This window comes from Streptomyces sp. NPDC053665 (assembly GCF_055585285.1).
In genome coordinates, this window is sequence record NZ_JBVJKK010000001.1 from 1,325,689 (window position 1) to 1,350,900 (window position 25,212).

18 protein-coding genes are annotated in these 25,212 nt (G+C 70.1%); 7 read left to right on the forward strand and 11 right to left on the reverse strand.

Annotated features, from left to right (window positions below):
- Positions 1–11 precede the first annotated feature (11 nt).
- From ACZ6ZN_RS05690 to ACZ6ZN_RS05710, 5 genes are all read left to right on the forward strand, one after another.
- Positions 12–686 carry a DUF3000 domain-containing protein gene (locus ACZ6ZN_RS05690; RefSeq protein ID WP_398109727.1) on the forward strand — a complete coding sequence of 225 codons (675 nt, stop codon included), beginning with the start codon at positions 12–14 and terminating at the stop codon, positions 684–686.
- 336 nt (positions 687–1,022) lie between these two features.
- The gene (locus ACZ6ZN_RS05695; RefSeq protein ID WP_003993737.1) at positions 1,023–1,685 is read left to right on the forward strand and encodes a response regulator transcription factor; all 663 of its coding nucleotides are present in this window, start codon (positions 1,023–1,025) and stop codon (positions 1,683–1,685) included.
- A 128-nt stretch (positions 1,686–1,813) separates the two neighbouring features.
- On the forward strand, positions 1,814–3,094 hold the full coding sequence (locus tag ACZ6ZN_RS05700; protein ID WP_469643298.1) for an HRDC domain-containing protein: 1,281 nt from the start codon (positions 1,814–1,816) through the stop codon (positions 3,092–3,094).
- 230 nt (positions 3,095–3,324) lie between these two features.
- Positions 3,325–4,542 carry a thiolase family protein gene (locus tag ACZ6ZN_RS05705; protein WP_398109729.1) on the forward strand — a complete coding sequence of 406 codons (1,218 nt, stop codon included), beginning with the start codon at positions 3,325–3,327 and terminating at the stop codon, positions 4,540–4,542.
- A complete protein-coding gene (locus tag ACZ6ZN_RS05710; protein ID WP_469643301.1) occupies positions 4,539–6,668 on the forward strand; it encodes a 3-hydroxyacyl-CoA dehydrogenase NAD-binding domain-containing protein in 2,130 nt (709 codons plus the stop codon). Before ACZ6ZN_RS05705 ends, ACZ6ZN_RS05710 begins: the two co-directional genes overlap by 4 nt.
- Positions 6,669–6,766: 98 nt before the next feature.
- Here ACZ6ZN_RS05710 and ACZ6ZN_RS05715 read toward each other — a convergent pair whose 3' ends face one another.
- Positions 6,767–7,786, reverse strand: coding sequence for a hypothetical protein (locus tag ACZ6ZN_RS05715; RefSeq protein ID WP_469643304.1), 1,020 nt, complete (start codon positions 7,784–7,786; stop codon positions 6,767–6,769).
- 82 nt (positions 7,787–7,868) lie between these two features.
- Here ACZ6ZN_RS05715 and ACZ6ZN_RS05720 point away from each other — a divergent pair, with 82 nt between their 5' ends.
- A complete protein-coding gene (locus ACZ6ZN_RS05720; protein ID WP_451877941.1) occupies positions 7,869–8,240 on the forward strand; it encodes a PIN domain-containing protein in 372 nt (123 codons plus the stop codon).
- Positions 8,241–8,289: 49 nt separating this feature from the next.
- Here the strand turns inward: ACZ6ZN_RS05720 and ACZ6ZN_RS05725 are convergent, their stop codons facing one another.
- From ACZ6ZN_RS05725 to ngcE, 10 genes are all read right to left on the reverse strand, one after another.
- Positions 8,290–9,792, reverse strand: a complete 1,503-nt coding sequence (locus ACZ6ZN_RS05725) for an amino acid permease (RefSeq protein WP_398109733.1) — start codon at positions 9,790–9,792, stop codon at positions 8,290–8,292.
- A 172-nt stretch (positions 9,793–9,964) separates the two neighbouring features.
- Positions 9,965–11,887: a 1-deoxy-D-xylulose-5-phosphate synthase gene (gene dxs / locus ACZ6ZN_RS05730; protein WP_469643307.1), complete on the reverse strand. Its 1,923-nt coding sequence runs from the start codon at positions 11,885–11,887 to the stop codon at positions 9,965–9,967.
- A gap of 180 nt (positions 11,888–12,067) precedes the next feature.
- Positions 12,068–13,360, reverse strand: a complete 1,293-nt coding sequence (locus ACZ6ZN_RS05735) for a sugar ABC transporter permease (RefSeq protein ID WP_398109735.1) — start codon at positions 13,358–13,360, stop codon at positions 12,068–12,070.
- Positions 13,357–14,148 carry an ATP-binding cassette domain-containing protein gene (locus ACZ6ZN_RS05740; protein WP_451877944.1) on the reverse strand — a complete coding sequence of 264 codons (792 nt, stop codon included), beginning with the start codon at positions 14,146–14,148 and terminating at the stop codon, positions 13,357–13,359. The genes ACZ6ZN_RS05735 and ACZ6ZN_RS05740 overlap by 4 nt, the downstream gene beginning before the upstream one ends.
- Positions 14,149–14,331: 183 nt before the next feature.
- The gene (locus ACZ6ZN_RS05745; RefSeq protein WP_398109934.1) at positions 14,332–15,432 is read right to left on the reverse strand and encodes an ABC transporter substrate-binding protein; all 1,101 of its coding nucleotides are present in this window, start codon (positions 15,430–15,432) and stop codon (positions 14,332–14,334) included.
- Positions 15,433–15,565: 133 nt separating this feature from the next.
- Positions 15,566–16,777 carry an ROK family transcriptional regulator gene (locus tag ACZ6ZN_RS05750; protein WP_469643311.1) on the reverse strand — a complete coding sequence of 404 codons (1,212 nt, stop codon included), beginning with the start codon at positions 16,775–16,777 and terminating at the stop codon, positions 15,566–15,568.
- A 289-nt stretch (positions 16,778–17,066) separates the two neighbouring features.
- Positions 17,067–17,309 carry a hypothetical protein gene (locus ACZ6ZN_RS05755; RefSeq protein ID WP_469643315.1) on the reverse strand — a complete coding sequence of 81 codons (243 nt, stop codon included), beginning with the start codon at positions 17,307–17,309 and terminating at the stop codon, positions 17,067–17,069.
- Positions 17,310–17,624: 315 nt separating this feature from the next.
- The gene (locus ACZ6ZN_RS05760; RefSeq protein WP_398109738.1) at positions 17,625–18,548 is read right to left on the reverse strand and encodes a carbohydrate ABC transporter permease; all 924 of its coding nucleotides are present in this window, start codon (positions 18,546–18,548) and stop codon (positions 17,625–17,627) included.
- The gene (locus ACZ6ZN_RS05765; protein WP_451878778.1) at positions 18,548–19,474 is read right to left on the reverse strand and encodes a carbohydrate ABC transporter permease; all 927 of its coding nucleotides are present in this window, start codon (positions 19,472–19,474) and stop codon (positions 18,548–18,550) included. Before ACZ6ZN_RS05765 ends, ACZ6ZN_RS05760 begins: the two co-directional genes overlap by 1 nt.
- Before the next feature lie 42 nt (positions 19,475–19,516).
- On the reverse strand, positions 19,517–20,971 hold the full coding sequence (gene ngcE, locus ACZ6ZN_RS05770; RefSeq protein WP_469643318.1) for an N-acetylglucosamine/diacetylchitobiose ABC transporter substrate-binding protein: 1,455 nt from the start codon (positions 20,969–20,971) through the stop codon (positions 19,517–19,519).
- 368 nt (positions 20,972–21,339) lie between these two features.
- On the opposite strand from ngcE, the gene ACZ6ZN_RS05775 reads away from it, so the two are divergent.
- Positions 21,340–25,137, forward strand: coding sequence for a GH92 family glycosyl hydrolase (locus tag ACZ6ZN_RS05775; protein WP_469643321.1), 3,798 nt, complete (start codon positions 21,340–21,342; stop codon positions 25,135–25,137).
- Positions 25,138–25,212: the final 75 nt, after the last annotated feature.

A 25,212-nucleotide genomic window follows, 5' to 3' on the forward strand; every position in this document is an offset into this window, starting at 1 on the left:
AACCTTCCCGCATGGCTGCGGCTCAGGGACCCATGTCGGACGGCGCTGGCGGTATGGACGAAGCGAAGGACACCGGGAACGACCGGCGGGAGGCGGACTCCGCCCCGCTGCCCTTCCGGGCCGCCGTCGAGGCGCTGCGGGCGGCGCGTCTGCGGCCCCAGATCGAGGTGGAGCCGACGCCCGCCCCCAAGCGTCTCGCGCCCTGGGCCCACGCGCTGGAGGCCGCCGTCGTCGACGGCGACCAGGACCTGGCGGACGGCCGGCTGGTGCTGCTGCACGACCCGGCGGGACACGACGCCTGGCGCGGCACGTTCCGCCTGGTGACGCTGGTGCGCGCGGAGCTGGAGCCGGAGATGGCGGCGGACCCGCTGCTGCCGGAGGTGTGCTGGTCCTGGCTGACCGGCGCGCTGCAGGCCCGCGGGCTGACCTGCGGGGAGCCGAGCGGCACGGTCACGCGTGCGAGCTCCCACTACTTCGGCGGGATGTCCGCCCGCCCCGCCGCCTCGCAGATCGAGATCCGCGCGTCGTGGACGCCGCGCGAGGGCCTGGGCGGCGTGCCGGACACGGCCGCGCACCTGGCCGCCTGGTGCGACCTGCTCGCCCAGGTCGGAGGCCTGCCGCCGGCCGTGCCCGGCGACGCCTCGGTGGTGACGCTGCCCCAGCGGCGCGGCCCCCGCTCGCACTGACCGAGCCGCACGAACCCCCTTCACCGACCCCGTACTGATCGAACCTGTACGGGGCGGTCAACCATGCCCTGCCGACGATCACACCTGAGTCCCCCTCTTGGCCGAATCACTTTGTCGATACGGCCACTTTCGACCGCGTACCGACGCAGACCGAAACCGTCCGGCCTTCGAATGATCGACCGCGTGTCCGAATTGCACGGATTGTTATCACTGGATCGTGATCTTTCTCTAAAGGCGGACGGGGTCGGTGCCGAAGACGACTGTGACCTTGAAAGCACGGTTCGTCCCGGCTTCACCCCCCACGAGCCGGCCCCGTCCCGCACCCCAGGAGGCCTGGTGTCCGTTCTCCTCGAGCAGCCCGCAAGCCTGGTCGCCTACCGCCCGAACAAGCCGACCGCCATGGTGGTCGTGGCCGACCCGCGCGTCCGCTCCACCGTCACCCGCCACCTGTGGGCGCTCGGTGTGCGCGATGTCATCGAGGCCTCGTCCATCGCGGAGGCTCGTCCCCGCATCGGCAACCCCCGCGACATCTGCGTCGCCGACGTCCACCTGCCGGATGGCTCCGGCCTCACCCTGCTCTCCGAGACCCGCGCCGCGGGCTGGCCCAACGGGCTCGCCCTGTCGGCGGCCGACGACATCGGCGCCGTGCGCAACGCGCTCGCCGGCGGTGTGAAGGGGTACGTCGTCACCGGCACCCGCACCAACGTCGGGCTCCCCACCCGTCCGGGCGCCGCCCCCATCGGCGCCGCCGCCGCCCGCCTGCACCGCCGCCCCCCGGGTGCCCCGAGCCACCCGGGCGGCTACCGCGAGCTCTCCGGCCGCGAGGTCGAGGTGCTGCGCCTGGTCGCCGAAGGCCAGTCGAACAAGGCGATCGGCGTCTCGATGGGCCTGTCCGCCCTGACCGTCAAGAGCCACCTCGCCCGTATCGCCCGCAAGCTCGGCACGGGCGACCGCGCCGGAATGGTCGCGGTGGCCCTGCGGACCGGGATCATCCACTGACCCCGGTCGCGTCACACACGGATCGCGAACCCGCCTCTTCCCCGGCATGACTGGTTTGCGACCCCCGGGCGCCCGCCGACGGAACGTTCCGTCGGCGGGCGCTCTCCATCCATGGATACCCTTGACAGGTGACCGACGCCCACGACACCGCAGCAGACAGCTCACTGCGAACCACCGGAGGCGCTCCTCCGGACGACGGCGGATCTTCTGCTACGGAGGCGCCGATCCCCCTGCTGGAACCGCGTGAGGGCATCCCGCCCGTCGTCGCGGACGAGACCGCCCTGGCCCGGGTGGTCGCCGCCTTCGCCGCCGGCTCCGGGCCCGTCGCCGTCGACGCCGAGCGGGCCTCCGGCTACCGCTACGGCCAGCGCGCCTACCTCGTGCAGCTGCGCCGCGAGGGTGCCGGGACGGCCCTGATCGACCCCGTGGCCTGCCCCGACCTCTCCGGCCTGGGCGAGGCCCTGTCCGGCGTCGAGTGGGTGCTGCACGCCGCCACCCAGGACCTGCCCTGCCTGCGCGAGATAGGCATGGTGCCCACCCGCCTGTTCGACACGGAGCTGGCCGGCCGGCTCGCCGGATTCCCCCGCGTCGGCCTCGGCGCGATGGTCGAGGGCGTCCTGGGCTTCGTGCTGGAGAAGGGCCACTCCGCCGTCGACTGGTCGACCCGGCCGCTGCCCGAGCCGTGGCTGCGGTACGCGGCGCTGGACGTCGAGCTGCTCGTCGACCTGCGGGACGCGCTGGAGAAGGAGCTGGACCGGCAGGGGAAGCTGGAGTGGGCGCGGCAGGAGTTCGACGCGATCGCCTCGGCGCCGCCGCCCGAGCCCCGCAAGGACCCCTGGCGGCGCACCTCGGGGATGCACAAGGTGCGCCGGCGGCGGCAGCTGGCCGTCGTGCGGGAGCTGTGGCAGACCCGGGACCGGATCGCGCAGCGGCGGGACGTCTCCCCCGGCAAGGTGCTCGGGGACGCGGCGATCGTCGAGGCGGCCCTGGCCCTGCCCGCCGACGTGCGCGCCCTGGCGGCGCTCCCCGGCTTCGGGCACCGGATGGGCAAGCGCCAGCTGGAGCAGTGGCAGGCGGCCGTGGACCGGGCGAAGGCGCTGAGCGAGGCCCAGCTCCCCCAGCCGGGGCAGCCGGTGGCCGGGCCCCCGCCGCCGCGCGCCTGGGCCGACAAGGACCCGGCCGCCGCGGCGCGGCTGTCCGCGGCGCGGGCGGGGGTGTCGGCGCTGGCCGAGCGGCTCACCATGCCCCAGGAGAACGTGATCACCCCGGACACCGTCCGGCGGGTGTGCTGGGAGCCGCCGAAGGAGGTCACGGCCGAGTCGGTCGCCCAGGCGCTGGCGGGACACGGCGCGCGCCCCTGGCAGGTCGAGCAGGTGACACCGGTGCTGGTGGAGGCGCTGTCCGCGTAGTCGCCGTGACGAGTGCTCCCGTCCGGGGTGGAGGCGACGTCGAGATCACGCCAAGATCCTCGATGTCGCCGTCCTGCCTCCCGGTACGGTCCGCACCGCCGATGGTGTGACCTTCACCGCTCCGCCTGTCAGGGCTGTGCAGCTACGTTACTCATAAGTAGCATGGGGACTGAGCGCGCGCTCAGCGCACCGCAGCAGCACTGCAATCCTGACCCTGGAGGAGAGCCATCGTGCCTCGTACCGTCAGGGACGTCGTCTTCGTCGACGGCGTCCGCACCCCGTTCGGCAAGGCGGGCCCGAAGGGCATCTACCACGAGACCCGCGCCGACGACCTCGTCGTGAAGGCGATCCGGGAGCTGCTGCGCCGCAACCCCGGCCTCGACCCGAAGAAGATCGACGAGGTCGCCATCGCCGCGACCACGCAGATCGGTGACCAGGGCCTGACCATCGGCCGCACCGCGGGCATCCTGGCCGGCCTGCCGCAGTCCGTGCCCGGCTACTCCATCGACCGCATGTGCGCCGGCGCGCTGACCGCCGTCACCACGGTCGCCGGCTCCGTGGCCTTCGGCGCCTACGACATCGCCATCGCCGGCGGCGTCGAGCACATGGGCCGCCACCCCATGGGCGAGGGTGTCGACCCCAACCCGCGGTTCGTCTCCGAGAAGCTGGTCGACGAGTCGGCCCTGTTCATGGGCATGACCGCGGAGAACCTGCACGACCGCTACCCGCAGATCACCAAGCTGCGCGCCGACGAGTACGCCGTGCGCTCCCAGGAGAAGGCCGCCAAGGCGTACGCCAACGGCAAGATCCAGGCCGACCTGGTGCCGATCTCGGTCCGCCGCACCTCGCCCGAGGCCGGTGAGACGGGCTGGGGCCTGGTCACCGCCGACGAGCCGATGCGCCCGGGCACGACCCTGGACAACCTCCAGGGCCTGAAGACCCCGTTCCGCGTCCATGGCCGGGTCACCGCGGGCAACGCCGCCGGTCTGAACGACGGCGCCACCGCCTCCCTCATCGCCTCCGAGGACTTCGCCCGGGAGCACGACCTCCCGGTGAAGATGCGCCTGGTCTCCTACTCCTTCGCGGGCGTCGAGCCGGAGGTCATGGGCTACGGCCCGATCCCGGCCACGGAGAAGGCGCTGGCCCAGGCCGGCCTGTCGATCTCCGACATCGGCCTGTTCGAGATCAACGAGGCCTTCGCCGTCCAGGTCCTGGCCTTCCTCGACCACTACGGCATCGCCGACGACGACGAGCGCGTCAACCAGTACGGCGGCGCCATCGCGTTCGGCCACCCGCTGGCCTCCTCCGGCGTCCGCCTGATGACGCAGCTGGCCCGCCAGTTCGAGGAGCAGCCGCACGTCCGCTACGGCCTGACCACCATGTGCGTCGGCTTCGGCATGGGCGCGACGGTCATCTGGGAGAACCCGCACTTCGAGGGGGACAAGTGAGCACCACCGCCGAGCTTCTGAAGCAGGCTTCCGAGCTGTTCCCGGACGAGGTCGTCACGAGTGCGCACGTACGCCACTTCGACCTCCCCCTGGGTGCCGGGCGCTTCGCCCTGATCACCCTGGACAACGGCCACGACCACACCAAGCCGACCACCTTCGGCCCGGCCTCGCTGGCGAACCTGAACGCCGCGATCGACCAGGTCGAGAAGGAGGCGGCGGACGGCGGGATCGTCGGCGTCGGCATCACCGGCAAGCCGTTCATCTTCGCGGTCGGCGCCGACCTCAAGGGCGTGGAGATCCTCAAGGAGCACGAGCACGCGCTCGCCATCGGCAAGGGCGGCCACGAGGTCTTCAAGCGGCTCTCCGGGCTGGCCGTGCCGACCTTCGCCTACTACAACGGCGCCGCGATGGGCGGCGGTGTCGAGGTCGGTCTGCACTGCACCTACCGGACCGTCTCCGCGGCCGTGCCGGCGTTCTCCCTGCCCGAGGTCTTCCTGGGCCTCGTCCCGGGCTGGGGCGGCTGCACGATCCTGCCGAACCTGATCGGCCCCGAGAAGGCCGTCTCGGTGATCATCGAGAACAGCCTCAACCAGAACAAGCAGCTCAAGGGCAAGCAGGTCTACGAGCTCGGGATCGCCGACGCGATCTTCGAGGGCGCGGACTTCCTGGAGCAGTCGCTGATCTGGACCGCGACCGTCCTCAAGGGCGAGCTGAAGATCGAGCGCCCGGTGATCGACCGCGGCGAGGGCTGGGACCAGGCCGTCGCCAAGGGCCGCTTCATCGCGGACTCCAAGGTGCACGGCGCCGCCCCGGCCGCCTACCGCGCCCTGGACATCATCGACGCCGCCAGGAACGGCGACCTCCAGCAGGGCTACGACGCCGAGGACCAGGCCCTCGCCGACCTCATCATGGGCGGTGAACTGCGCGCCGGCATCTACGCCTTCAACCTGGTGCAGAAGCGCGGCAAGCGCCCGGCCGGCGCCCCGGACAAGAACCTCGCCCGCCCGGTCACCAAGGTCGGCGTCGTCGGCGCCGGTCTGATGGCCAGCCAGCTCGCGCTGCTGTTCCTGCGCCGCCTCGAGGTGCCGGTCGTGCTGACCGACATCGACCAGGAGCGCGTCGACAAGGGCGTGGGCTACGTCCACGGCGAGATCGACAAGCTGCTCGGCAAGGGCCGCATCAACCAGGACAAGGCCAACCGCCTCAAGGCGCTGGTGTCCGGTGTGCTGGACAAGGCCGAGGGCTTCTCGGACGCCGACTTCATCATCGAAGCGGTCTTCGAGGAGATGGGCGTCAAGCAGAAGGTGTTCGCGGAGGTCGAGGCGGTCGCCCCGGCGCACGCGGTCCTCGCCACCAACACCTCCTCGCTGTCGGTCTCGGAGATGGCCTCGAAGCTCAAGCACCCCGAGCGGGTCGTGGGCTTCCACTTCTTCAACCCGGTCGCCGTGCTGCCGCTGCTGGAGATCGTCCGCGGCGAGCAGACCGACGACGCCTCCCTGGCCACCGCGTTCGGTGTCGCCAAGAAGCTGAAGAAGACCGCGGTGCTCACCAAGGACGCCCCGGCGTTCGTCGTGAACCGCATCCTGACCCGCTTCATGGGCGAGATCCAGAACGTCATCGACGAGGGCACCCCCGTCGAGGTCGCCGAGAAGGCCGTCGAGCCGCTCGGTCTGCCGATGTCGCCGCTGGTCCTCCTGGAGCTCGTCGGCCCGGCCATCGGCCTGCACGTCTCCGAGACGCTCAACCGGGCCTTCCCGGACCGCTTCACGGTCTCCCCGAACCTCAAGGCGGTCGTCGAGGCGGGCAAGCGCGGCTTCTACGTCTACGACTCCGGCAAGCCGGAGCTGGACCCCGAGGTCGCCGCGCTGCTGAAGCAGGGCGACACCGTCCTGACGGAGGAGCAGGTCCGCGACCGCGTGCTCGACGCGGTGGCGCAGGAGATCGGCATCATGCTCGACGAGGGCGTGGTCGCCGAGGCGCAGGACATCGACCTCTGCCTCATCACCGGCGCCGGCTGGCCCTTCCACCTGGGCGGCATCACGCCGTACCTGGACCGTGAGGGCGTCTCCGAGCGGGTGAACGGCAAGCGGTTCCTGGCGCAGGGCGTGGCGTCCGTCCCGGCGTGAACCGTGCGCTGAACTGACCGTCAGGAGGGCCTCTCGCGCCATGCGGAGGCCCTCCTGTCATGCCCGGGTGCTCTCCCGTGCGCCCGCGGGCGGGTGGCTCACAGTTCGCGCCAGGCGGTGAGCGCCAGGCCCGGCTCGTCCTTGCGGCGGGCGAGGAGGAGCGTGCCCGTCGAGGGCGAGAACGTGGCGGCGACGACCTCCTCGTGCTCGTCCAGCGCCAGCGCCACCAGGGCGTCCGACGGCAGCTGCGGACCCGACTCGGTCCACCAGGCCCCGGCGGGCTCCTGCTCGGTCGGGTAGGCGGCGAAGGCGACCCGGCCGCTCGCCGACCGCTGGGCGAGCACCGTGCAGTCGTGCCCCTCGATGACGCACCGCACGGCGCTGACCGGCCCGGGCCCGGCGGCCGCGACAAGGCTCACCGGCTTCCCACCGGGGCGCCAGGCGCACAGGTCCCCGGACCCGTCCGTGAAGAAGACGCTGGTGTGCTCGGCCGAGGTGGCGAGCGCGCGCAGGGTTCCCGGCCGGACGTCGACCTCCACCGTGTCGGCCAGCACCGGCTTCTTCCCGTCGCCCTCCTGCACCCAGTGCAGGATCATTCCGGGCGCCGAGGCGTACAGCTCCATCCGGCCCGACTCCCCCGCCACGGGCGCCAGTTGCTCGCCGACGTCCTCGCCCCCGAGGTCGTGCCAGCCGCCCCAGCCGCCCCTGACCTTCTGGTTGCGCAGGCCCACCCCGCCGCGGGCGTTCCGCACGAAGACGTAGCCGCGCCCGGGGCCGTCGACGGCGACGGCCGGCGGGCCCGTGCGCTCACCCTGCTTGTCCGGGTGCCCGATCGGCACCCAGTCCAGGGGCGCCAGGCGGGGCCGGAAGTGCGTGGTGTGCACGAGGCCGGACTCCCCCGGCACGGTGGGCCGCCAGGCCGCCAGGTGGGCGTAGCGGTCGGCGCCCTGTCCGACGGCCCCGCCCGGGTGCAGCTTCTGGCTGCCGCCGACGGTGCGCGGGACGTCCTCCCAGGGGCCACCGGGGCCGCGCTCCGCGCGGCACAGGACGGCTTCGCCGGAGGGCAGGTAGACGGTGAGGCGGCCGTCGCGGCCGCGGATGAACCAGTCGCCGTTCACCCGTTCACCTTATGCGGGTCCGGTGACCCGGTGCGCGGCCCACCCCCGGGTACGGTGCCCGGCGCCGTGCGATCCTGGCCGGATGAACGCGCCCGAGCCGGTCCTCGTCGTCGTCGACGCCGCCAACGTCGTCGGATCCGTGCCGGACGGGTGGTGGCGGGACCGCAAGGGGGCGGCGGAGCGGTTGCGGGACCGGCTCGCGTCGGACGGGATCGCCGGGGTGCCCGGGCCCGTGGAGATCGTGCTCGTGGTGGAGGGGGCGGCGAGGGGAGTCGAGTCGGTGCCCGGGGTGCGGGTGTCGCCGGCGCGGGGCAGCGGCGACGACCACATCGTGGAGGTGGTCGCGTCGGCGGGCGACCGCCGGGTCCTCGTGGTCACGGCGGACCGGGAGCTGCGCGGCCGGGTCGGTGCACTGGGGGCGGACGTGGCGGGCCCCCGGACGGCCCGTCCGTAGAGCGCCCCCGCCACGGCGGGGCCGCGGCCGGGGCGCTGCTCACCGCGGGCTACCGCAGGTCCACCGGCTCCGCCGGCTCCTCCCCCTTGGCCAGGCGGCTGTGCGAACGGCCGTACAGGAAGTACACCAGGAACCCGGCGGCCATCCAGATGCCGAACCGGACCCACGTCTCGGCGGGCAGGTTGATCATCAGCCACAGCGAGGCGCACACCGACAGGATCGGGATGACCGGCACCCACGGGGTGCGGAAGGAGCGGGGCAGGTCCGGGCGCGTCCGGCGCAGGATGATCACGCCGATCGCCACGACCACGAAGGCGAACAGCGTGCCGATGTTCACCAGGGCCGCCAGCTCGGTCAGCGGCGTGAAGCCGGCCAGGACCGCGATGATCACGCCCAGCAGGATCGTCGGCCGGTGCGGGGTCTTGAAGCGCGGGTGCACGTGCGAGAAGAAGCGCGGCAACAGCCCGTCCCGGCTCATCGCGAAGAACACCCGCGTCTGCCCGAGCAGCAGGATCATGCACACCGTCGTGAGGCCGACCGCGGCGCCGAAGCTGATGAAGCCCGCGAACCACGGGTGCCCGGTGGCCTTGAACGCGTCGGCGAGCGGCGCGTCGATGGACAGCTTGGTGTAGTTCTGCATCCCGGTGACGACGATCGACACCAGGACGTAGAGCGTGGTGCAGATGATCAGGGAGCCGATGATGCCGCGCGGCATGTCCCGCTGCGGGTTGCGCGTCTCCTCCGCCGCCGTGGCCACGACGTCGAAGCCGATGAACGCGAAGAACACCACCGAGGCGGCGGTGAAGATGCCCATCACGCCGAAGTTGGAGGGCGCCCAGCCGAACATCAGCTGGATCAGCGGCGAGTCGAGACTGGACCCGGCGTCCACCGGCTTGGACTTCGGGACGAACGGGTCGTAGTTGTCGCCCTTGATGAGGAACGCGCCCGCGATGATCACGACCATGACGACCGTCACCTTGATGGCGACGACGACCGAGGTGACGCGCGCCGACAGCTTCATGCCGAGCACGAGGATGCCGGTGAGGACGAGGACGAGCGCGGCGGCGAGGATGTCGAAGCCGAACACGTCGGCGCCCTCGCGGCTGCCCAGGGCCGCGGGCATCGTCCAGCCCGCGTTCTCCATGAGCGACTGGATGTAGCCCGACCAGCCGACGGCCACCACCGCCGTCCCGAGCGCGAACTCCAGGACGAGGTCCCAGCCGATGATCCAGGCGGGCAGTTCGCCGAGCGACGCGTACGAGAACGTGTAGGCGGACCCGGCGACCGGAACGGTGGAGGCGAACTCGGCGTAGCAGAGCGCGGCGAGCGCGCACGCGATGCCGGCCGCGACGAACGCCAGGGCCACCGCGGGCCCGGCGTTGTTCTTGGCGACTGTGCCGGTGAGTACGAAGATGCCGGTACCGATGATCACACCGACGCCGAAGACGGTCAGATCCAGCGCGGACAAGGACTTCTTGAGCGCGTGCTCCGGCTCCTCGGTGTCACGGATGGACTGCTCGACCTTCTTCGTCCGGAAGAGGGTACTGCTCACGGGGTACCTCCCACGCTTGTCGTCCTCGACATGATCGAGAGGTGGCACCCTCCGTATGCCCCGGCACGGGCGCATTCACGCCAATGGGCCGGTTACACCACCCTCACGGTGGGGTAACCGACCCATTCCGGTCTGCCCGGTTGCGTCCGTCGTCGCGGGCGCCCTGCGGCGGTCAGTCGCGCGCGGACTCCACGGTCTCCGCGGCGCCGCGCTCGTACCGGCCGTCCAGCTTGGCGACCAGCCCGGTCACCTGGCGGGCGATGTCCGGCGCGGTCAGCCCGATCTCGGCCATGACCTCGGCGCGGGAGGCGTGGTCGAGGAAGCGCGGCGGGATGCCGAAGTCCCGCAGCGGCACGTCGACACCCGCGTCGCGCAGCGCCTGGGCGATCGCCGAGCCGACACCGCCGACCCGGCTGTTGTCCTCGACGGTGACGACCACCCGGTGCTGCTCGGCGAGCGGGGCCAGGGCCTCGTCGACGGGCTTGACCCAGCGCGGGTCGACGACGGTCGTGGAGATGCCCTGCCTGTCGAGCAGCCCGGCGATCTCCAGGCACATCGGCGCGAGCGCGCCGACGGAGACCAGGAGCACGTCCGGCCGGTCCGTGCCCGGCTCGCGCAGCACGTCCATGCCGCCCACGCGGCGCACGGCCGGCACGGCGGGGCCGACGGCGCCCTTGGAGAAGCGGACCACCGTCGGCGCGTCCTCCACGGCGACGGCCTCGCGCAGCTGGGCGCGCACCTGGTCGGCGTCGCGCGGGGCGGCCAGCCGCAGGCCGGGCACGACCTGGAGGATCGACATGTCCCACATGCCGTTGTGGGAGGCGCCGTCGGTGCCGGTGACCCCGGCGCGGTCGAGCACGAAGGTGACGCCGCACTTGTGCAGGGCCACGTCCATCAGCACCTGGTCGAAGGCGCGGTTGAGGAAGGTGGCGTACACGGCGAACACCGGGTGGACGCCGCCGGTGGCGAGACCGGCCGCGGAGACGGCGCCGTGCTGCTCGGCGATGCCGACGTCGTAGACCCGCTCGGGGAAACGCTTGGCGAACTTGTCGAGGCCGACCGGCTGGAGCATGGCGGCCGTGATGGCGACGATGTCCTCGCGCTCCTCGCCGAGCTTGACCATCTCCTCGCCGAACACGGAGGTCCAGTCGGCGCCGGAGCTGGCGATCGGCAGGCCCGTGTCGGGGTGGATCTTGCCGACGGCGTGGAAGCGGTCGGCCTCGTCCTGGAGGGCGGGCTGGTAGCCGCGGCCCTTCTCGGTGAGGCAGTGCACGATGACCGGCCCGCCGAACCGCTTGGCCTTGGCGAGCGCGGACTCCAGGGCCTCGACGTCGTGCCCGTCGATGGGGCCGACGTACTTCAGGCCCAGGTCCTCGAACATGCCCTGGGGGGCGATGAAGTCCTTCAGGCCCTTCTTGGCGCCGTGCAGGGTGTCGAACAGCGGCTTCCCGACGACCGGGGTGCGGTCCAGGATGTCCTTGGTGCGGGCGAGGAAGCGCTCGTAGCCGTCGGTGGTGCGCAGCGTGGCCAGGTGGTTGGCGAGGCCGCCGATGGTGGGCGCGTAGGAGCGCTCGTTGTCGTTGACCACGATGACCAGCGGGCGGTCCTTGGCCTCGGCGATGTTGTTGAGCGCCTCCCAGGCCATGCCGCCGGTGAGGGCGCCGTCGCCGATGACGGCCACCACGTGGCTGTCGCGCTGGTGCAGCTCGTTGGCCTTGGCGATGCCGTCGGCCCAGCCGAGGACGGTCGAGGCGTGCGAGTTCTCGATGACGTCGTGCTCGGACTCCGCCTGCGAGGGGTAGCCGGACAGGCCGCCCTTCATCTTCAGCTTCGAGAAGTCCTGGCGGCCGGTGAGCAGCTTGTGCACGTAGGACTGGTGGCCGGTGTCCCAGAGCACCTTGTCCTTGGGCGAGTCGAAGACCCGGTGCAGGGCGATGGTGAGCTCCACCACGCCGAGGTTGGGGCCGAGGTGACCGCCGGTCTTGGAGACGGCTTCGACAAGGAAGGTCCGGATCTCCTCCGCCAGCTGGTTCAGCTCCTCCAGGTTGAGCCGGTCCAGATCGCGCGGTCCCCTGATACGGGTCAGCAGCGGCACCCGTGCCTCCTTGCAGTAGAGCTGTTGCCGGGCTTGTCGAGTCTAATGTTCCGCCCGGGCGGGCGGCGCCGTGGCTCCGGGCCGTACGTCACGCGTTCGGCTCTACCCATGATGCGCCCCGCCCACGACACACGAGTGCCCGGTACCGGGTGGTACCGGGCACAGGTGTGCGGTTCGGGGTTACGCGCGACCCGCGGTCTTCTGCGTCTTGCGCGTCACGGCGTCGATGACGACCGTGGCCAGGAGCACGCCACCGGTGATCATGTACTGGACCGGGGAGGCGATGCCCTCCAGGGCCAGCCCGTACTGGATCGACACGATGACCAGCACACCGAGCAGCGCGTTCCAGGTGCGTCCGCGGCCGCCGAAGAGCGACGTACCGCCGATCACCGCCGCGGCAATCGCGTTCATCAGCAGGTCACCGCCGCCGGCGCCCTGGTTGGCCGCGGCGATCTTCGAGGCGATGAACAGACCGCCCACCGCGGCGAAGGTGCCGGAGATCGCGAACACGGAGATGCGGACCATCTCCACGTTGATGCCGGCGCGGCGCGAGGCCTCGACGCTGCCGCCGAGGGCGAACACCTTGCGGCCGTACGCGGTCCGGCGCAGGACGAAGTCCGTCACCAGCAGCACCGCGATGAAGATCACCACGGCCAGCGGCAGGCCCTTGTACTGGTTGAAGACGATCGCCACGGCGAACGCCAGGACCGCCAGCAGCACGGTCCGCACGATGGTCTCGCTCAGCGGCCGGGACGGCACACCCGCGGCCTCGCGGCGGCGGTTGCCCAGGAAGGAGCTGAGGAAGTACCCGGCGGTCACCACCGCGGCCAGTGCGTACGCGGCGGCCACGTCGGAGAAGTAGTAGCTGGTCAGCTGGGCCACGACCCCGTCCGGGTCGAGGTTGATGGTGCCGTTGTCGCCCAGGATCTGGAGCATGAAGCCGTTCCAGAACAGCAGACCGGCCAGGGTGACGGCGAAGGCGGGGACGCCGATCTTCGCGAAGAAGAAGCCGTGCAGCACGCCGGCGACCGTGCCGGTGAGGATGGCCAGCACGAAGGCGAGCCACTCGTTCATGCCGTTGGTGACGTTCAGCACCGCGAAGCTGGCGCCGGCGACACCGGACACGGAGCCGACCGACAGGTCGATCTCGCCGAGCAGCAGCACGAACACGATGCCGACGGCGATCATGCCGGTGCCGACCATCGCGACGGACATGTCGGAGAGGTTGCCGGCGGTGAGGAAGTTGGAGTTCAGGCTCGCGAAGATGATCCAGATGATCGCCAGGCCGATGACGACCGGGAGGGACCCCAGGTCACCGGACTTCATCTTGCGCTTGAACTCGCTGACGTAGCCCTTGAGTCCCTGCTCGCGCACCAGCAGCCGGGGGTCGACCACCGTGACGGCGGCCTTGGCCGCCTCGGGGTTCTCCACGACGTGGTCTTCCGGAGCCGCGGAGGTCTTGTCGATGCTCACTTGGATACCTCCCCGTTCGTGCGCGCCGCACGGCGGGTCACGGCGTTGTCGGTGGCGCCGGTGATGGCGGAGATGATCTCCTCCTGCGAGGTCGACTTGACCTCGAAGACGCCGTTGTTGCGGCCCAGGCGCAGCACGGCGACCTTGTCCGCGACGGCCTTCACGTCGGCCATGTTGTGGCTGATGAGGATGACGGCGTGGCCGCGCTCGCGCAGCCGCTCGACGAGGTCGAGGACCTGCGCGGTCTGCTCCACGCCGAGTGCGGCGGTGGGCTCGTCGAGGATGACCAGCTTCGGCTCGCCGAGCATGGACCGGGCGATGGCCACGGTCTGGCGCTGACCGCCGGACAGCGAGGCGATCGGGATGCGCACGCTGGGAATGCGGATCGACAGCGTGTCGAGCAGCTCGCGGGAGCGGCGCTCCATCTCCACCTCGTCCAGGACGCCGCGCTTGCGGATCTCCCGGCCCAGGTAGAGGTTGCCGACGACGTCGATGTTGTCGCAGAGCGCGAGGTCCTGGTAGACGGTCGCGATGCCCAGGTTCTGGGCGTCGTGCGGCCTGGTGATCTGGACGGGCCTGCCGTCCCACTCGATGACGCCTTCATCGATGGGATGCACGCCGGCGATCGTCTTGACCAGCGTGGACTTTCCGGCGCCGTTGTCGCCGACCAGGGCGACCACCTCACCGGCGTGGATCTCGAGCTCTACGTCGGTGAGCGCCTGGACGGCACCGAATCGCTTGGAGACCCCGCGCAACGCCAGCACGGGCGTAGCGGACACGTGAACCATCTCCTTCGCCGCCTGACCCGGCGGGAGGTTGTGCAGAAGTGTGGGAGGAGTGATCACTCCGGCGCCCCGCATAGCTTGCGGGGCTGGTGTGGCGGGGCGCCGGAGGAACTCGGGGCAGCCGGTCCCCTGGTGGGCGCGGGAGTCCGGGGGCGGACTCCCGTGTCCCGGGGACGGGAGGGCTGCTTACTTGAGACCGATCTTGTCGCAGGCGGCCTTGTACTTGCCCGTGCAGATGTCGTTCACGGTGTAGATGCCGTCCTTGATGACGGTGTCCTTGATGTTGTCCTGGGTCAGGGAGACGACCGGGACCAGGACGGACGGGACGGCCTTGGTGGTCGGGCTGTCGACCTTGTCCTTGGCGACCGAGTCGAGCGACTTGCCCTGGGCGAGGGCGACGGCCATCTCGGCCGCGACGTCCGCCTCCTGCGGGTAGGGCTTGTAGACGCTCATGTACTGCTCACCGGTGACGATGCGCTGCACACCGGCGAGTTCGGCGTCCTGGCCGGTGACCGGGATGTCGTCGATGCCGGCGGCCTTCAGGGCCGTGATGATGCCGCCCGCCATGCCGTCGTTGGCGGAGTAGACGCCGACGATCTTGTTCTTGCCGAGGGCGGAGATGGCGCCCTCCATGTTGGCGTTGGCGTTCTCCGGCTTCCACTCCTTGGTGTCGTACTCGCGGCCGATCTTGACCTTGCCGTCGAGCACGGAGTGCGCGCCCTTCTTGAACTGGGCGGCGTTGGGGTCGGTGGAGGAGCCGTTCATCATGACGATCTGGCCGTCCTTGGCCTTGTCGCCCAGCGCCTTCAGCAGGGCCTCGCCCTGGGTCTTGCCGACCGTCTCGTTGTCGAACGAGGTGTAGGCGTCGATCGGGCCCTCGGCCAGGCGGTCGTAGGCGACGACGGGGATGCCCGCGTCCTTGGCCTTCTTCACCGAGCCGGCGATCGCCTTGGAGTCCACCGCGTCCACGATCAGCACGTCGACCTTGTTGGTCACCATCGTGTCGACCTGCTGGTTCTGCGTGCTGGCGTCCTGCTTGGCGTTGGCGTAGACGACCTCGCCCTTGCCGTTGGTGAGCTCCTTGACCTTCTTCTCGATGAGCGGACGGTCGAACTTCTCGTAACGGGCGGTCGCGTTCTCGGGAAGGAGCAGACCGACCTTGATGTCGTCGCCCTTCTTGGCGGACCCGGAGGAGTCGGCCTTGTCGCCGGACTCCTTGGCGCTGCCACAAGCGGCGAGCGAAACAGCCATGGCACCGGCGGCAATCGCAACGGCGGCGCGACGCATACGCGTGTTCACTTCAGAAACCTCCCTGACGAGGCCGCGACATTGCGGCCGAGGTGGCTGGAAGTCAACTCGGCCGCGCGTGCGACGTCAAGAAGTAAATCCTTAACGAGATGGCAACGGTGCCATCCGTTCTCTAAGTGAAGGCAGGGCTGACCGCCTGCCGGGGTGCCCCGGCAGTCCCGTCCAGAAGGGTCGAATCGCCCATTTCACTGAGGGCCAGAGCGAGCGCCCCGAGCACCTCCGCGCGGCCCCCGAGAGCGCCGGGAAGGACGGTCAACTGCCGTGCGGCGCTGGGGATCGCGTAGCGTCCGACGGACTCCCGTATGGGCCCGAGCACCAGCTCGCCGGCCTCGGCGAGATCACCGCCGAGCACCACGCGGCTCGGGTTCAGCAGGTTGCACAGGTTGGCCACTCCGCTGCCGATGTGGCGGCCGACGTCGGCGATCACCCGACGGCAGCCCGGGTCTCCGTCCCGCGCCAGCCGCACGACGCCCTCCATGGTCAAGTCGGTGCCGTGGCTGGACTGGAGGAGCGGGAGCACGTAGCGCGCGGCCGTGAAGGTCTCCAGGCAGCCGCGGTTGCCGCAGCGGCAGACGGGGCCTGATTCGTCAAGTGTAATATGCCCGATTTCTCCGGCTGTGCCGCCGGGACCGCGGTAGATCTTCCCGCTGATCACGAGCCCGGCGCCGACACCACTGGCGACCTTGATGTACGCCAGGTCGCGCACGCCCCGGCCGCTGCCCCAGACCATCTCGCCCAGGGCGCCGAGGTTGGCGTCGTTGTCCACGTGGACGGGGACCCCGAGGCGGCCGTGGAGCTCCTCGGCGGGGTTGGTGCCGGTCCAGCCCGGGAGGATGGCGGTGGAGCCGAGGGTGCCGGACTCCACGTCGATGGGGCCGGGGACGCCGAGGCCGATGCCGGCGATCTTGGAGCGGTCGACGCCGGTCGCCTTGATCAGGCGACTGACCAGCTGTTCCGCGCGGTCGAAGCCCTGGGCGGACGAGGCGTCGACGTCCAGCGGCTCGGACTCCTCCGCGAGCACCTGGTGGGCGAGGTTGCCGACGGCGACGCGCAGGTGGGTGTGGCCGAAGTCGACGCCGATGACGATGCCGGCGTCGCCGCTGAGGGACACGCTGCGCGCCCTGCGGCCGCCGGCGGAGGTCGGGGTGACCTCGACGGTGCCGCCGTCCTTCAACTCCCGGACGATGTTGGAGACCGTCGCCGCGGACAGACCCGTCGTCCGGGCGATCTCGGCCTGGGTGAGGGAGCCCGCCAGGCGCACGGCTCGTACGACACGCTCCAGGTTGGCTCGGTGCAGCGACGACTGCGACCCCGGAGTCTCCACGACGACCTCCTGCGCACGGGGCCGCATCGGTGAGGCCCCGTCTATGTCCAACTAGTGAACTCTAAGCTGAGCCGTTAGGGTCGCCTCCCGTCAAGAGGTTGAACCGATTCCGGGGTGTGCGCGGGCGATTGCGGAGTGCCACGCGTGGTGCGCGCTTTCTGGCGCGGCCGCCTGTGGGGGGTGCGCGAACGCGGGGTCAGCGCGGGTAGCGCCTTCCGGACCCGGGGCGGGCCGGAGGCCGCGCGGCGGCGCTCCTCCCCGGAGGGGCGCGAAGGGGCTGTGGGCCGACTCACTCCCCACGGATCCGCCGCCGGGAGGCGGGCCCGCAGCGGGTGGACCAGTGGCCACTCACCGACAGCCGCGCACCACCGGCCCGTTCGACGACGAGCCGGTCACCGTCCAAGGTGATCCGGTCGCCCGCGGCCAGGAAGAGCGGGCCGGCCGGCTCGAAGACGTACCCGTCGTCGGTCTCGAGGTTCTCCACCAGCACCGATCGCGAGATCGGCGTGACTCCGTCGGCTGCCAGGCGCATCCGGGAACCATCCCACGGGACTTCCCGTCGTCTCGACCTGGTCCGGCGGCGACGGCCTGCGCGGGTGCTCGGGGGTGCGCGCTTCGCCTGCCGGCGGGTGGGGGGTCGGGGCCGCGCCGGGGGGTGTCCGTCCTCGGAACGGCGCGATCGACTTGCGTGCCGACTGACTGTCCGTTGACGCGCCAACCAGCTGCGGGCGGACACCCCCCGGCACGGCCCCTTCTCGCCGTACGCGGGTGCCGGTGTGTCCCGCCGTCCCGCCCGGGCTGCGGGCATGCGCGCCGGCAGAGCGATGCTCGGGCCGAGCCGAGACGGTTACTTCAGCGCACCCGCCGTCAAACCCTGCACCACCTGCCGCTGGAAGACGATGTACGCGGCCAGGACCGGCAGCATCGCCATCACCAGGCCCGCGAAGAGGCCCGACCAGTCGCCCTTGTAGCCCTGGCTGACCGCCAGCTGGACCAGGCCCTGGGTGAGGACCCTCTTGTCGGGGTCGGTGTTGAGGACCGTGGGGAGCATGTACTGGTTCCACTGGCCCAGGAAGTTGAAGATGCCCACGCTGATCAGGCCCGGCTTGGCCATGGGCAGCATGATCTGGAAGAACGTGCGGCTGTGCGAGGCGCCGTCGACGAAGGCCGCTTCGGCGATCGACGTCGGGAGGGTACGGAAGAACGCCGTGAGGAAGAACACCGTGAACGGCAGCGAGTAGGCGATGTAGACCAGGATCAGGCCGTGGATGGTGTTCAGCAGCCCCATGTTGTTCACGACGTAGAACAGCGGGACCAGGGCCAGCATGATCGGGAAGCTCATGCCGCCGATGAACAGGAAGTAGATGAAGCGGTTGCCCGGGAAGTCGAAGCGGGCCAGGACGTAGGCCGCCATGGAGCCCAGGACCAGGGTGCCGATGAGCGATCCGCCGACCACGAGGACCGTGTTCAGGAAGTAGTCGCTCATGTTGGCCTCGGTCCACGCCCGCGACCAGTTGTCGAAGTGCAGCGAGTCCGGGAGGGACCAGGGCGAGCTGAAGATGGAGCGGTCGTCCTTGAAGGACGTCATGACCGCCCAGAGCAGCGGCATGACCACCATGATCGCCCAGATGACCAGCACGCCGTGCGAGAAGACGTTGAGGACCGTGCCCTCTTTCCTCGCCCTGGGCGGTGCGGCCGGCGGCAGGTCCTCCTTGGTGAGGACGGCACCGGACTCGGCCGGGAGCGGAGCGGGGGTTTCGGTGGTCTTCATCAGTACTCCAGCCGCTCGCGGCGGCCCAGCCGCATCACGACGGCGGCGAAGGCCAGCGTGACGACGAGCAGGGCGACACCGATGGTCGTGGCGTAGGCGGCCTGCCCGTCCCGGAACGCCTTCTGGTACACGTACAGGACCATGACGGTGGTCGAGTAGTCGGGACCGCCCGGCCCGGTCGTCATGATCTGCACGACCGCGAACGACTCGGCGCCCAGGGCGAGGATGCCCATGTAGACCCAGCCGGACTGCACCGTGTCCCACAGGAGGGGCAGGGTGATCCGGAAGAACGTGGTGACGCGGTTGGCGCCGTCCAGCAGGGCCGCCTCGTACATGTCCGCGGGGATGGAGGCCATGCCCGCGGAGAAGAGGACCACGAAGAAGCCGACCGTGGACCAGACGAGGACCCCCATCACCGCCCAGAGGGCCAGATCGGGGTCGCCCAGCCAGAGGGGCTGGACGTCGTCCAGGCCGATGCCGCGCAGGAGCGAGTTGATCGCGCCGCTGTCCGGGTTGTACGCGAACGCGAACAGCAGCGCGACGATGGCGATCGAGAGGACCTGCGGGAAGAAGTAGACGATCTTGTAGAAGGAGGAACCGCGGACGCCGGTGACGACCGGGCCGTTCCTCCTCTTCCGGCCGCCCACGTTGATCATGAAGGCGAAGAACAGCGCGAGGCCGATCGTCACCACCGGCAGCAGGAGGGCGAACAGCAGGCTGTGCTGCAACGACTTCCAGAAGATGTCGTCGTCGAGCATCCGGCTGTAGTTGTCGAAACCGACCATCTTGAATTCCGGGCTCAGGCCGGTCCAGTCCGTGAACGAGTAGTAGATGGACTGGATGAACGGCCAGACCACGAAGAGGGCGTACAGTCCCAGGGGCAGCGCGAGGAAGCCCACGATGAACCGGTACTTGCCGTGCTGCATCGCCACTCCGGTGCCGTTGCGGAAATTGGTTTTCCGGTGCCGTTACTGGTGCTTGTAGTGCTTGATGGAGTCGTCCTTGGCGGCCTCGTCGGCGAAGCCCTGGATCTTCTTGATGGCTTCGGCCGGGGTGAGGCGGCCGGCCATCATCTCGCCGAGACCGGACACCCCGATCTTCTCCTTCTGCAACTGCACGTACCAGTCCTGCAGACGGGGATTCACCACGTTCTCGCCCGCCTTGTCCAGCGCCGCGACGCCGGACTTGAGGCCGGGGGTGAGGGGGATGCCGTCGGTGCCGCCGTTGTAGGCGGTCAGCGACTTCACCTTGCCGGTGAAGTTCTTCGACGACGCCTCGCTGAGCATGATGCGCAGCTGCTCCATGCCGCCGGCGGCGTTCTTCGCCTTGGCCGGGACGATGAAGGGCTCGCCGCCGGAGGCCCAGATGGTGCCGAACGGCATCTTGTCGGAGGAGTCGAGGCCGGTGGGCGCGGAGACCGCCAGGTTGAAGTCCTCCGGGATGACGTTCGCCGACTCGTTCTCCACCCAGGAGCCGTTCGGGAGGAACAGCGCCTTGCCCTCGGCCCACGCCGTCTGCGACTGGATGTGGTCCAGACCCGGGGTGCCCTTGAGGACGTAGCCCTTCTTGTAGAGCTCGTAGTAGGCCTCGAAGCAGGCCTTGACGGCCGGGTGCTTCCAGGCGTTCGGCTCCAGGTTGTCGATGGCGTCGAGGACTTCGCGGCCGCCGACCTTGCCGATCATCGGGTAGAGCGAGAAGGGGATGTAGTAGGGGTACTTGCCCGCGTACGTCCAGCCCGCCATGCCCTTCTTCTTGGCCTTGGCGCAGACCGCGAGCATCTGGTCCCAGGTCTCCGGGTACTGCTCGTCGAGCGAGTCCAGGGCCTTCTGCGAGTACCACACGCCGTAGACCGTGTAGGCGTAGTACAGGATCCAGACCTTCTCGCCGTCGAACTGGCCCATCTCCACGATGCCGGGGCGCAGCGTGTCGCGGACCTTCTTGGCCGGGTCGTCGTAGGAGGGCGCGTCCAGCAGCGGGGTGAGGTCGGTGAGCTGGTTCTTGCCGACGAGGACGCCCATGTCCATCTGCTCGGCGCCGGAGTTGTCGATGAGGTCCGGCGGGGTGCCCTGGTTGAAGCGGGGCTGGAGCGTGGACTGGATCTTCTGGGTGGCGGAGAACTTCACCGACGCCTTGGGGAAGTTCTTCTCGTAGATCTTCACGGCGTCCTCGGCGTACTCCTTGCCGAAACCACCGTCGAACAGGACGAATTCCATGCCCGCCGTGTCATTGACGGCGAGCGGGTTCTTCGCGGTCTTCTTGCCGGCCTTGGCCTTGTCCCCGCTGTCGTCCCCGCCGCTGCTCGCGCAGGCGGACAGGAAACTCATGGTGGGGACGGAGATCAGCCCGAGCGCGGCGGACCTTTTGATCAGATCACGGCGGCCGACACCCTCGGTGCCGTGGTGCTCGGCGGAAGTGGATCCCATGCTCAAGTCCTCGCCTTCTCCAGGACTCAGGCGGTGAACCGGATCCTTGCCGGCACCGCGATCGGGTCAAGCTGGGTCGTGCAGGAAAGTGCGGTTGGTGACGTGCGGATCGTGTGAATCGCCCGACAGGTATAGTCCACTTCCCGCCAACGGATCAAGATCGAACACAAGGTTCCTCGCGGGTCTTATCCGAGTTGAGACCTCGCGGAAGTATGCGCGGCCTGTACGTTTCCCAGTGGAAAAATCCCGGTCGCGGCCCTCGAATGCCACAGACAACACCCTTGACACATCGCGGCACTTGGGCAACTACTGGTCCTTGCGCATTGAAGCTGACAACGTTGTCCACTGCGCAGGGAGGGTACCCGTTGATGCAGCGGAAAGCTCGGCACAGATGGGGTTCGGCGGTCGTGTCGGCGACCGCCTTCGCCATGGCCTTGGGTTCGCAGGGAGTTGCGGTCGCACTGCCCCAGGCCCCGGCGAAACCCGATCGGGGATTCGCGTCCTCCTTCGAGGCGGACGACCCGCTTCCGGACTGGACGAACACGGTCGACACCGGCCCCGGCGGCGCCGAGCGCGCCTCGGGCGTCGACGGCGGATACAGCAGCGGCATACCGGGCAACGTGACCGACCGGGTCACCGACGTCCGGGCGAGCGCCGAGAACACCGGCGGCGGCGAGGTGAAGGAGAACCTCGTCGACGGCGAGCCGAGCACGAAGTGGCTGGCCTTCGAGCCCACCGGCTGGGTGGAGTTCGACCTGGACAAACCGGTCGAGCTCAAGCGTTACGCGCTGACGTCCGCCAACGACGCCGAGGGGCGCGACCCGCAGGACTGGACCCTGAAGGGTTCCACCGACGGCAAGGAGTGGACGACGCTCGACACCCGCTCCGGGCAGTCTTTCGCGGAGCGGTTCCAGACCAGGACGTACGACCTGGCCGAGCCCGGCGCCTACGCGCACTTCCGGCTGGAGGTGACGCGGAACAACGGCGCCGACATCCTTCAGCTCGCCGACCTCCAGCTCTCCACGGGCGGCAGCGACGACCCGATCCCGAAGGACATGCTCTCGCTGGTCGACCGGGGTCCGAGCGGCTCCCCCACCGCCAAGGCCGGTGCCGGGTTCACCGGCAAGCGGGCGCTGCGCTACGCCGGCCGGCACACCGCCGAGGGCCGGGCGTACTCGTACAACAAGGTCTTCGACGTGAACGTGGCCGTCGGCCGGAACACGCAGCTGTCGTACCGGATCTTCCCGTCCATGGCGGACGGCGACCTCGACTACGACGCCACGAACGTCTCGGTCGACCTGGCCTTCACCGACGGCACCCAGCTGAGCGAGCTGCGCGCCACGGACCAGCACGGCTTCCCGCTGACCCCGCAGGGGCAGGGCGCGTCGAAGGTCCTCTACGTCAACCAGTGGAACAACGTGGCCGCGCGGATCGGCTCGGTCGCGGCCGGGAAGACCGTGGACCGGATCCTGGTGGCGTACGACTCCCCCAAGGGTCCCGCCAAGTTCCGCGGCTGGGTGGACGACGTGAGCATCGCCTCCGTCGCGCCCGAGCGGCCGAAGGCGCATTTGTCGGACTACGCGGTGACCACCCGCGGCACCCACTCCAGCGGCGGCTTCTCCCGGGGCAACAACTTCCCGGCGACGGCCGTCCCGCACGGCTTCAACTTCTGGACGCCGGTGACCAACGCCGGTTCGCTGAGCTGGCTGTACGACTACGCGCGGTCGAACAACGCGGACAACCTGCCCACCATCCAGGCGTTCAGCGCGAGCCACGAGCCGAGCCCCTGGATGGGCGACCGGCAGACGTTCCAGGTGATGCCGTCCGTCGCGTCCGGCGCCCCCGAACTGGGCCGCGAGGCACGGGAGCTGGCCTTCCGGCACGAGAACGAGACGGCGCGGCCGTACTACTACGGCGTGCGGTTCGAGAACGGGCTGAAGGCCGAGATGGCGCCGACCGACCACGCGGCGGCCCTGCGCTTCACCTACCCGGGCGACGACGCGAGCGTCGTGTTCGACAACGTGACCGACCAGGCCGGTCTGACCCTCGACAAGGACAACGGCGTCGTCACCGGCTACTCGGACGTCAAGTCCGGGCTGTCGACGGGCGCGACACGGCTGTTCGTCTACGGCGAGTTCGACCAGCCGGTGACCGGGGGCGACTCCAGCGGCGTCAAGGGCTACCTGCGCTTCGACGCCGACGACCGGACGGTCACCCTGCGCCTGGCGACCTCGCTCATCAGCATCGACCAGGCGAAGGACAACCTGCGCCAGGAGATCCCGCAGGACCGGTCCTTCGAAGCGGTGAAGAAGAGTGCCCAGCGGCAGTGGGACCGGCTGCTCGGCAAGGTCGAGGTCGAGGGCGCGACCCCCGACCAGCTGACGACCCTGTACTCCAGCCTGTACCGGCTGTACCTGTACCCGAACTCCGGGCACGAGAAGGTCGATGGCGAGTACAAGTACGCCTCGCCGTTCTCCCGCATGCCGGAGCCCGACTCCCCGACGCACACCGGCGCCAAGATCGTCGACGGCAAGGTGTACGTCAACAACGGCTTCTGGGACACCTACCGCACGACCTGGCCCGCCTACTCGTTCCTGACCCCGTCCCAGGCCGGTGAGCTGGTCGACGGGTTCGTGCAGCACTACAAGGACGGCGGCTGGACCTCCCGCTGGTCCTCGCCCGGCTACGCGGACCTGATGACGGGCACCTCCTCGGACGTGGCGTTCGCGGACGCCTACGTCAAGGGTGTGGACTTCGACGCGAAGGCGGCGTACGACGCGGCCGTGAAGAACGCGACGGTCGTGCCGCCGAGTCCGGGCGTCGGCCGCAAGGGCATGGCCACCTCGCCGTTCCTCGGCTACACGAGCACCGAGACCCACGAGGGCCTGTCCTGGGCGCTGGAGGGCTACCTCAACGACTACGGCATCTCCCGCATGGGCCGCAGACTCTACGAGGAGACCGGCGAGAAGCGCTACCAGGAGGAGTCGGAGTACTTCCTGAACCGCGCGCAGGACTACGTGAAGCTCTTCGACGGCAAGGCCGGGTTCTTCCAGGGCCGTGACGCGAAGGGCGACTGGCGGGTCGAGTCCTCGGCGTACGACCCGCGGGTGTGGGGCCACGACTACACCGAGACCAACGGGTGGGGTTACGCCTTCACCGCCCCGCAGGACAGCCGGGGTCTGGCCAATCTGTACGGCGGGCGCAAGGGCCTCGCCGACAAGCTGGACGAGTACCTCTCCACCCCCGAGACGGCCTCCCCCGAGTTCGTCGGCTCCTACGGCGGTGTCATCCACGAGATGACCGAGGCACGGGACGTGCGGATGGGCATGTACGGCCACTCCAACCAGGTGGCCCACCACGCCCTGTACATGTACGACGCGGCCGGGCAGCCCTGGAAGACGCAGAAGAACGTCCGCGAGGTGCTGTCCCGCCTGTACACGGGCAGCGAGATCGGCCAGGGCTACCACGGGGACGAGGACAACGGCGAGCAGTCGGCCTGGTACCTGTTCTCCGCGCTCGGCTTCTACCCGCTGGTGATGGGCAGCGGCGAGTACGCGATCGGCTCGCCCCTGTTCGAGAAGGCGACCGTGCACCTGGAGAACGGGCGCGAGCTGGTGGTGAAGGCGCCGCGCAACAGCGCGAGGAACGTCTACGTGCAGGGGCTGAAGGTCAACGGCCGTACCTGGTCGAAGACGTCCCTGCCGCACTCGGTGGTCGCCCGGGGGGGTGTCCTGGAGTTCGACATGGGGCCGCGGCCGTCGTCCTGGGGCACCGGCAAGGACGCGGCGCCGGTGTCGATCACCGAGGACGACGAGGTGCCGGAGCCCCGGGTGGACGCGCTGAAGGGCGACGGCGCCCTGTTCGACGACACCTCGGCGACGGATGCCCAGGTGACGTCCGTGGACCTGCCGGCCGCAGCGGGCACCGAGGCCGTGCAGTACACGCTGACGTCGTCGAAGGACCGCACGAAGGCACCGGCCGCGTGGACCCTCCAGGGCTCCGCGGACGGTGAGACCTGGCGGACGCTGGACCGGCGCTCCGGGGAGTCCTTCGCCTGGGACCGGCAGACCCGGGCGTTCTCGGTGAAGTCGCCGGGCGCGTACGCGAAGTACCGCCTGGTCCTCGACGGCGAGGCGACGCTGGCGGAGGTGGAACTGCTGGGCTGAACCGACGACGTCGAGGGCGTCGACCGGCCGGAATCGGGCCGGGTCGCGCGGGACCGCCGGACGGCGGCACGCGCG

Excerpts from the sequence above, each read along its gene's own strand:
- ACZ6ZN_RS05690 (WP_398109727.1), top strand. The coding sequence starts at position 12 with ATGGCTGCGGCTCAGGGACCCATGTCGGACGGCGCTGGCGGTATGGAC.
- ACZ6ZN_RS05720 (WP_451877941.1), top strand. The coding sequence starts at position 7,869 with ATGAACGCGCCCGAGCCGGTCCTCGTCGTCGTCGACGCCGCCAACGTC.
- ACZ6ZN_RS05740 (WP_451877944.1), bottom strand. The coding sequence starts at position 14,148 with ATGGTTCACGTGTCCGCTACGCCCGTGCTGGCGTTGCGCGGGGTCTCC.
- ACZ6ZN_RS05745 (WP_398109934.1), bottom strand. The coding sequence starts at position 15,432 with ATGCGTCGCGCCGCCGTTGCGATTGCCGCCGGTGCCATGGCTGTTTCG.
- ACZ6ZN_RS05755 (WP_469643315.1), bottom strand. The coding sequence starts at position 17,309 with ATGCGCCTGGCAGCCGACGGAGTCACGCCGATCTCGCGATCGGTGCTG.
- ACZ6ZN_RS05760 (WP_398109738.1), bottom strand. The coding sequence starts at position 18,548 with ATGAAGACCACCGAAACCCCCGCTCCGCTCCCGGCCGAGTCCGGTGCC.
- ACZ6ZN_RS05765 (WP_451878778.1), bottom strand. The coding sequence starts at position 19,474 with ATGCAGCACGGCAAGTACCGGTTCATCGTGGGCTTCCTCGCGCTGCCC.
- ngcE (WP_469643318.1), bottom strand. The coding sequence starts at position 20,971 with ATGGGATCCACTTCCGCCGAGCACCACGGCACCGAGGGTGTCGGCCGC.
- ACZ6ZN_RS05775 (WP_469643321.1), top strand. The coding sequence starts at position 21,340 with ATGCAGCGGAAAGCTCGGCACAGATGGGGTTCGGCGGTCGTGTCGGCG.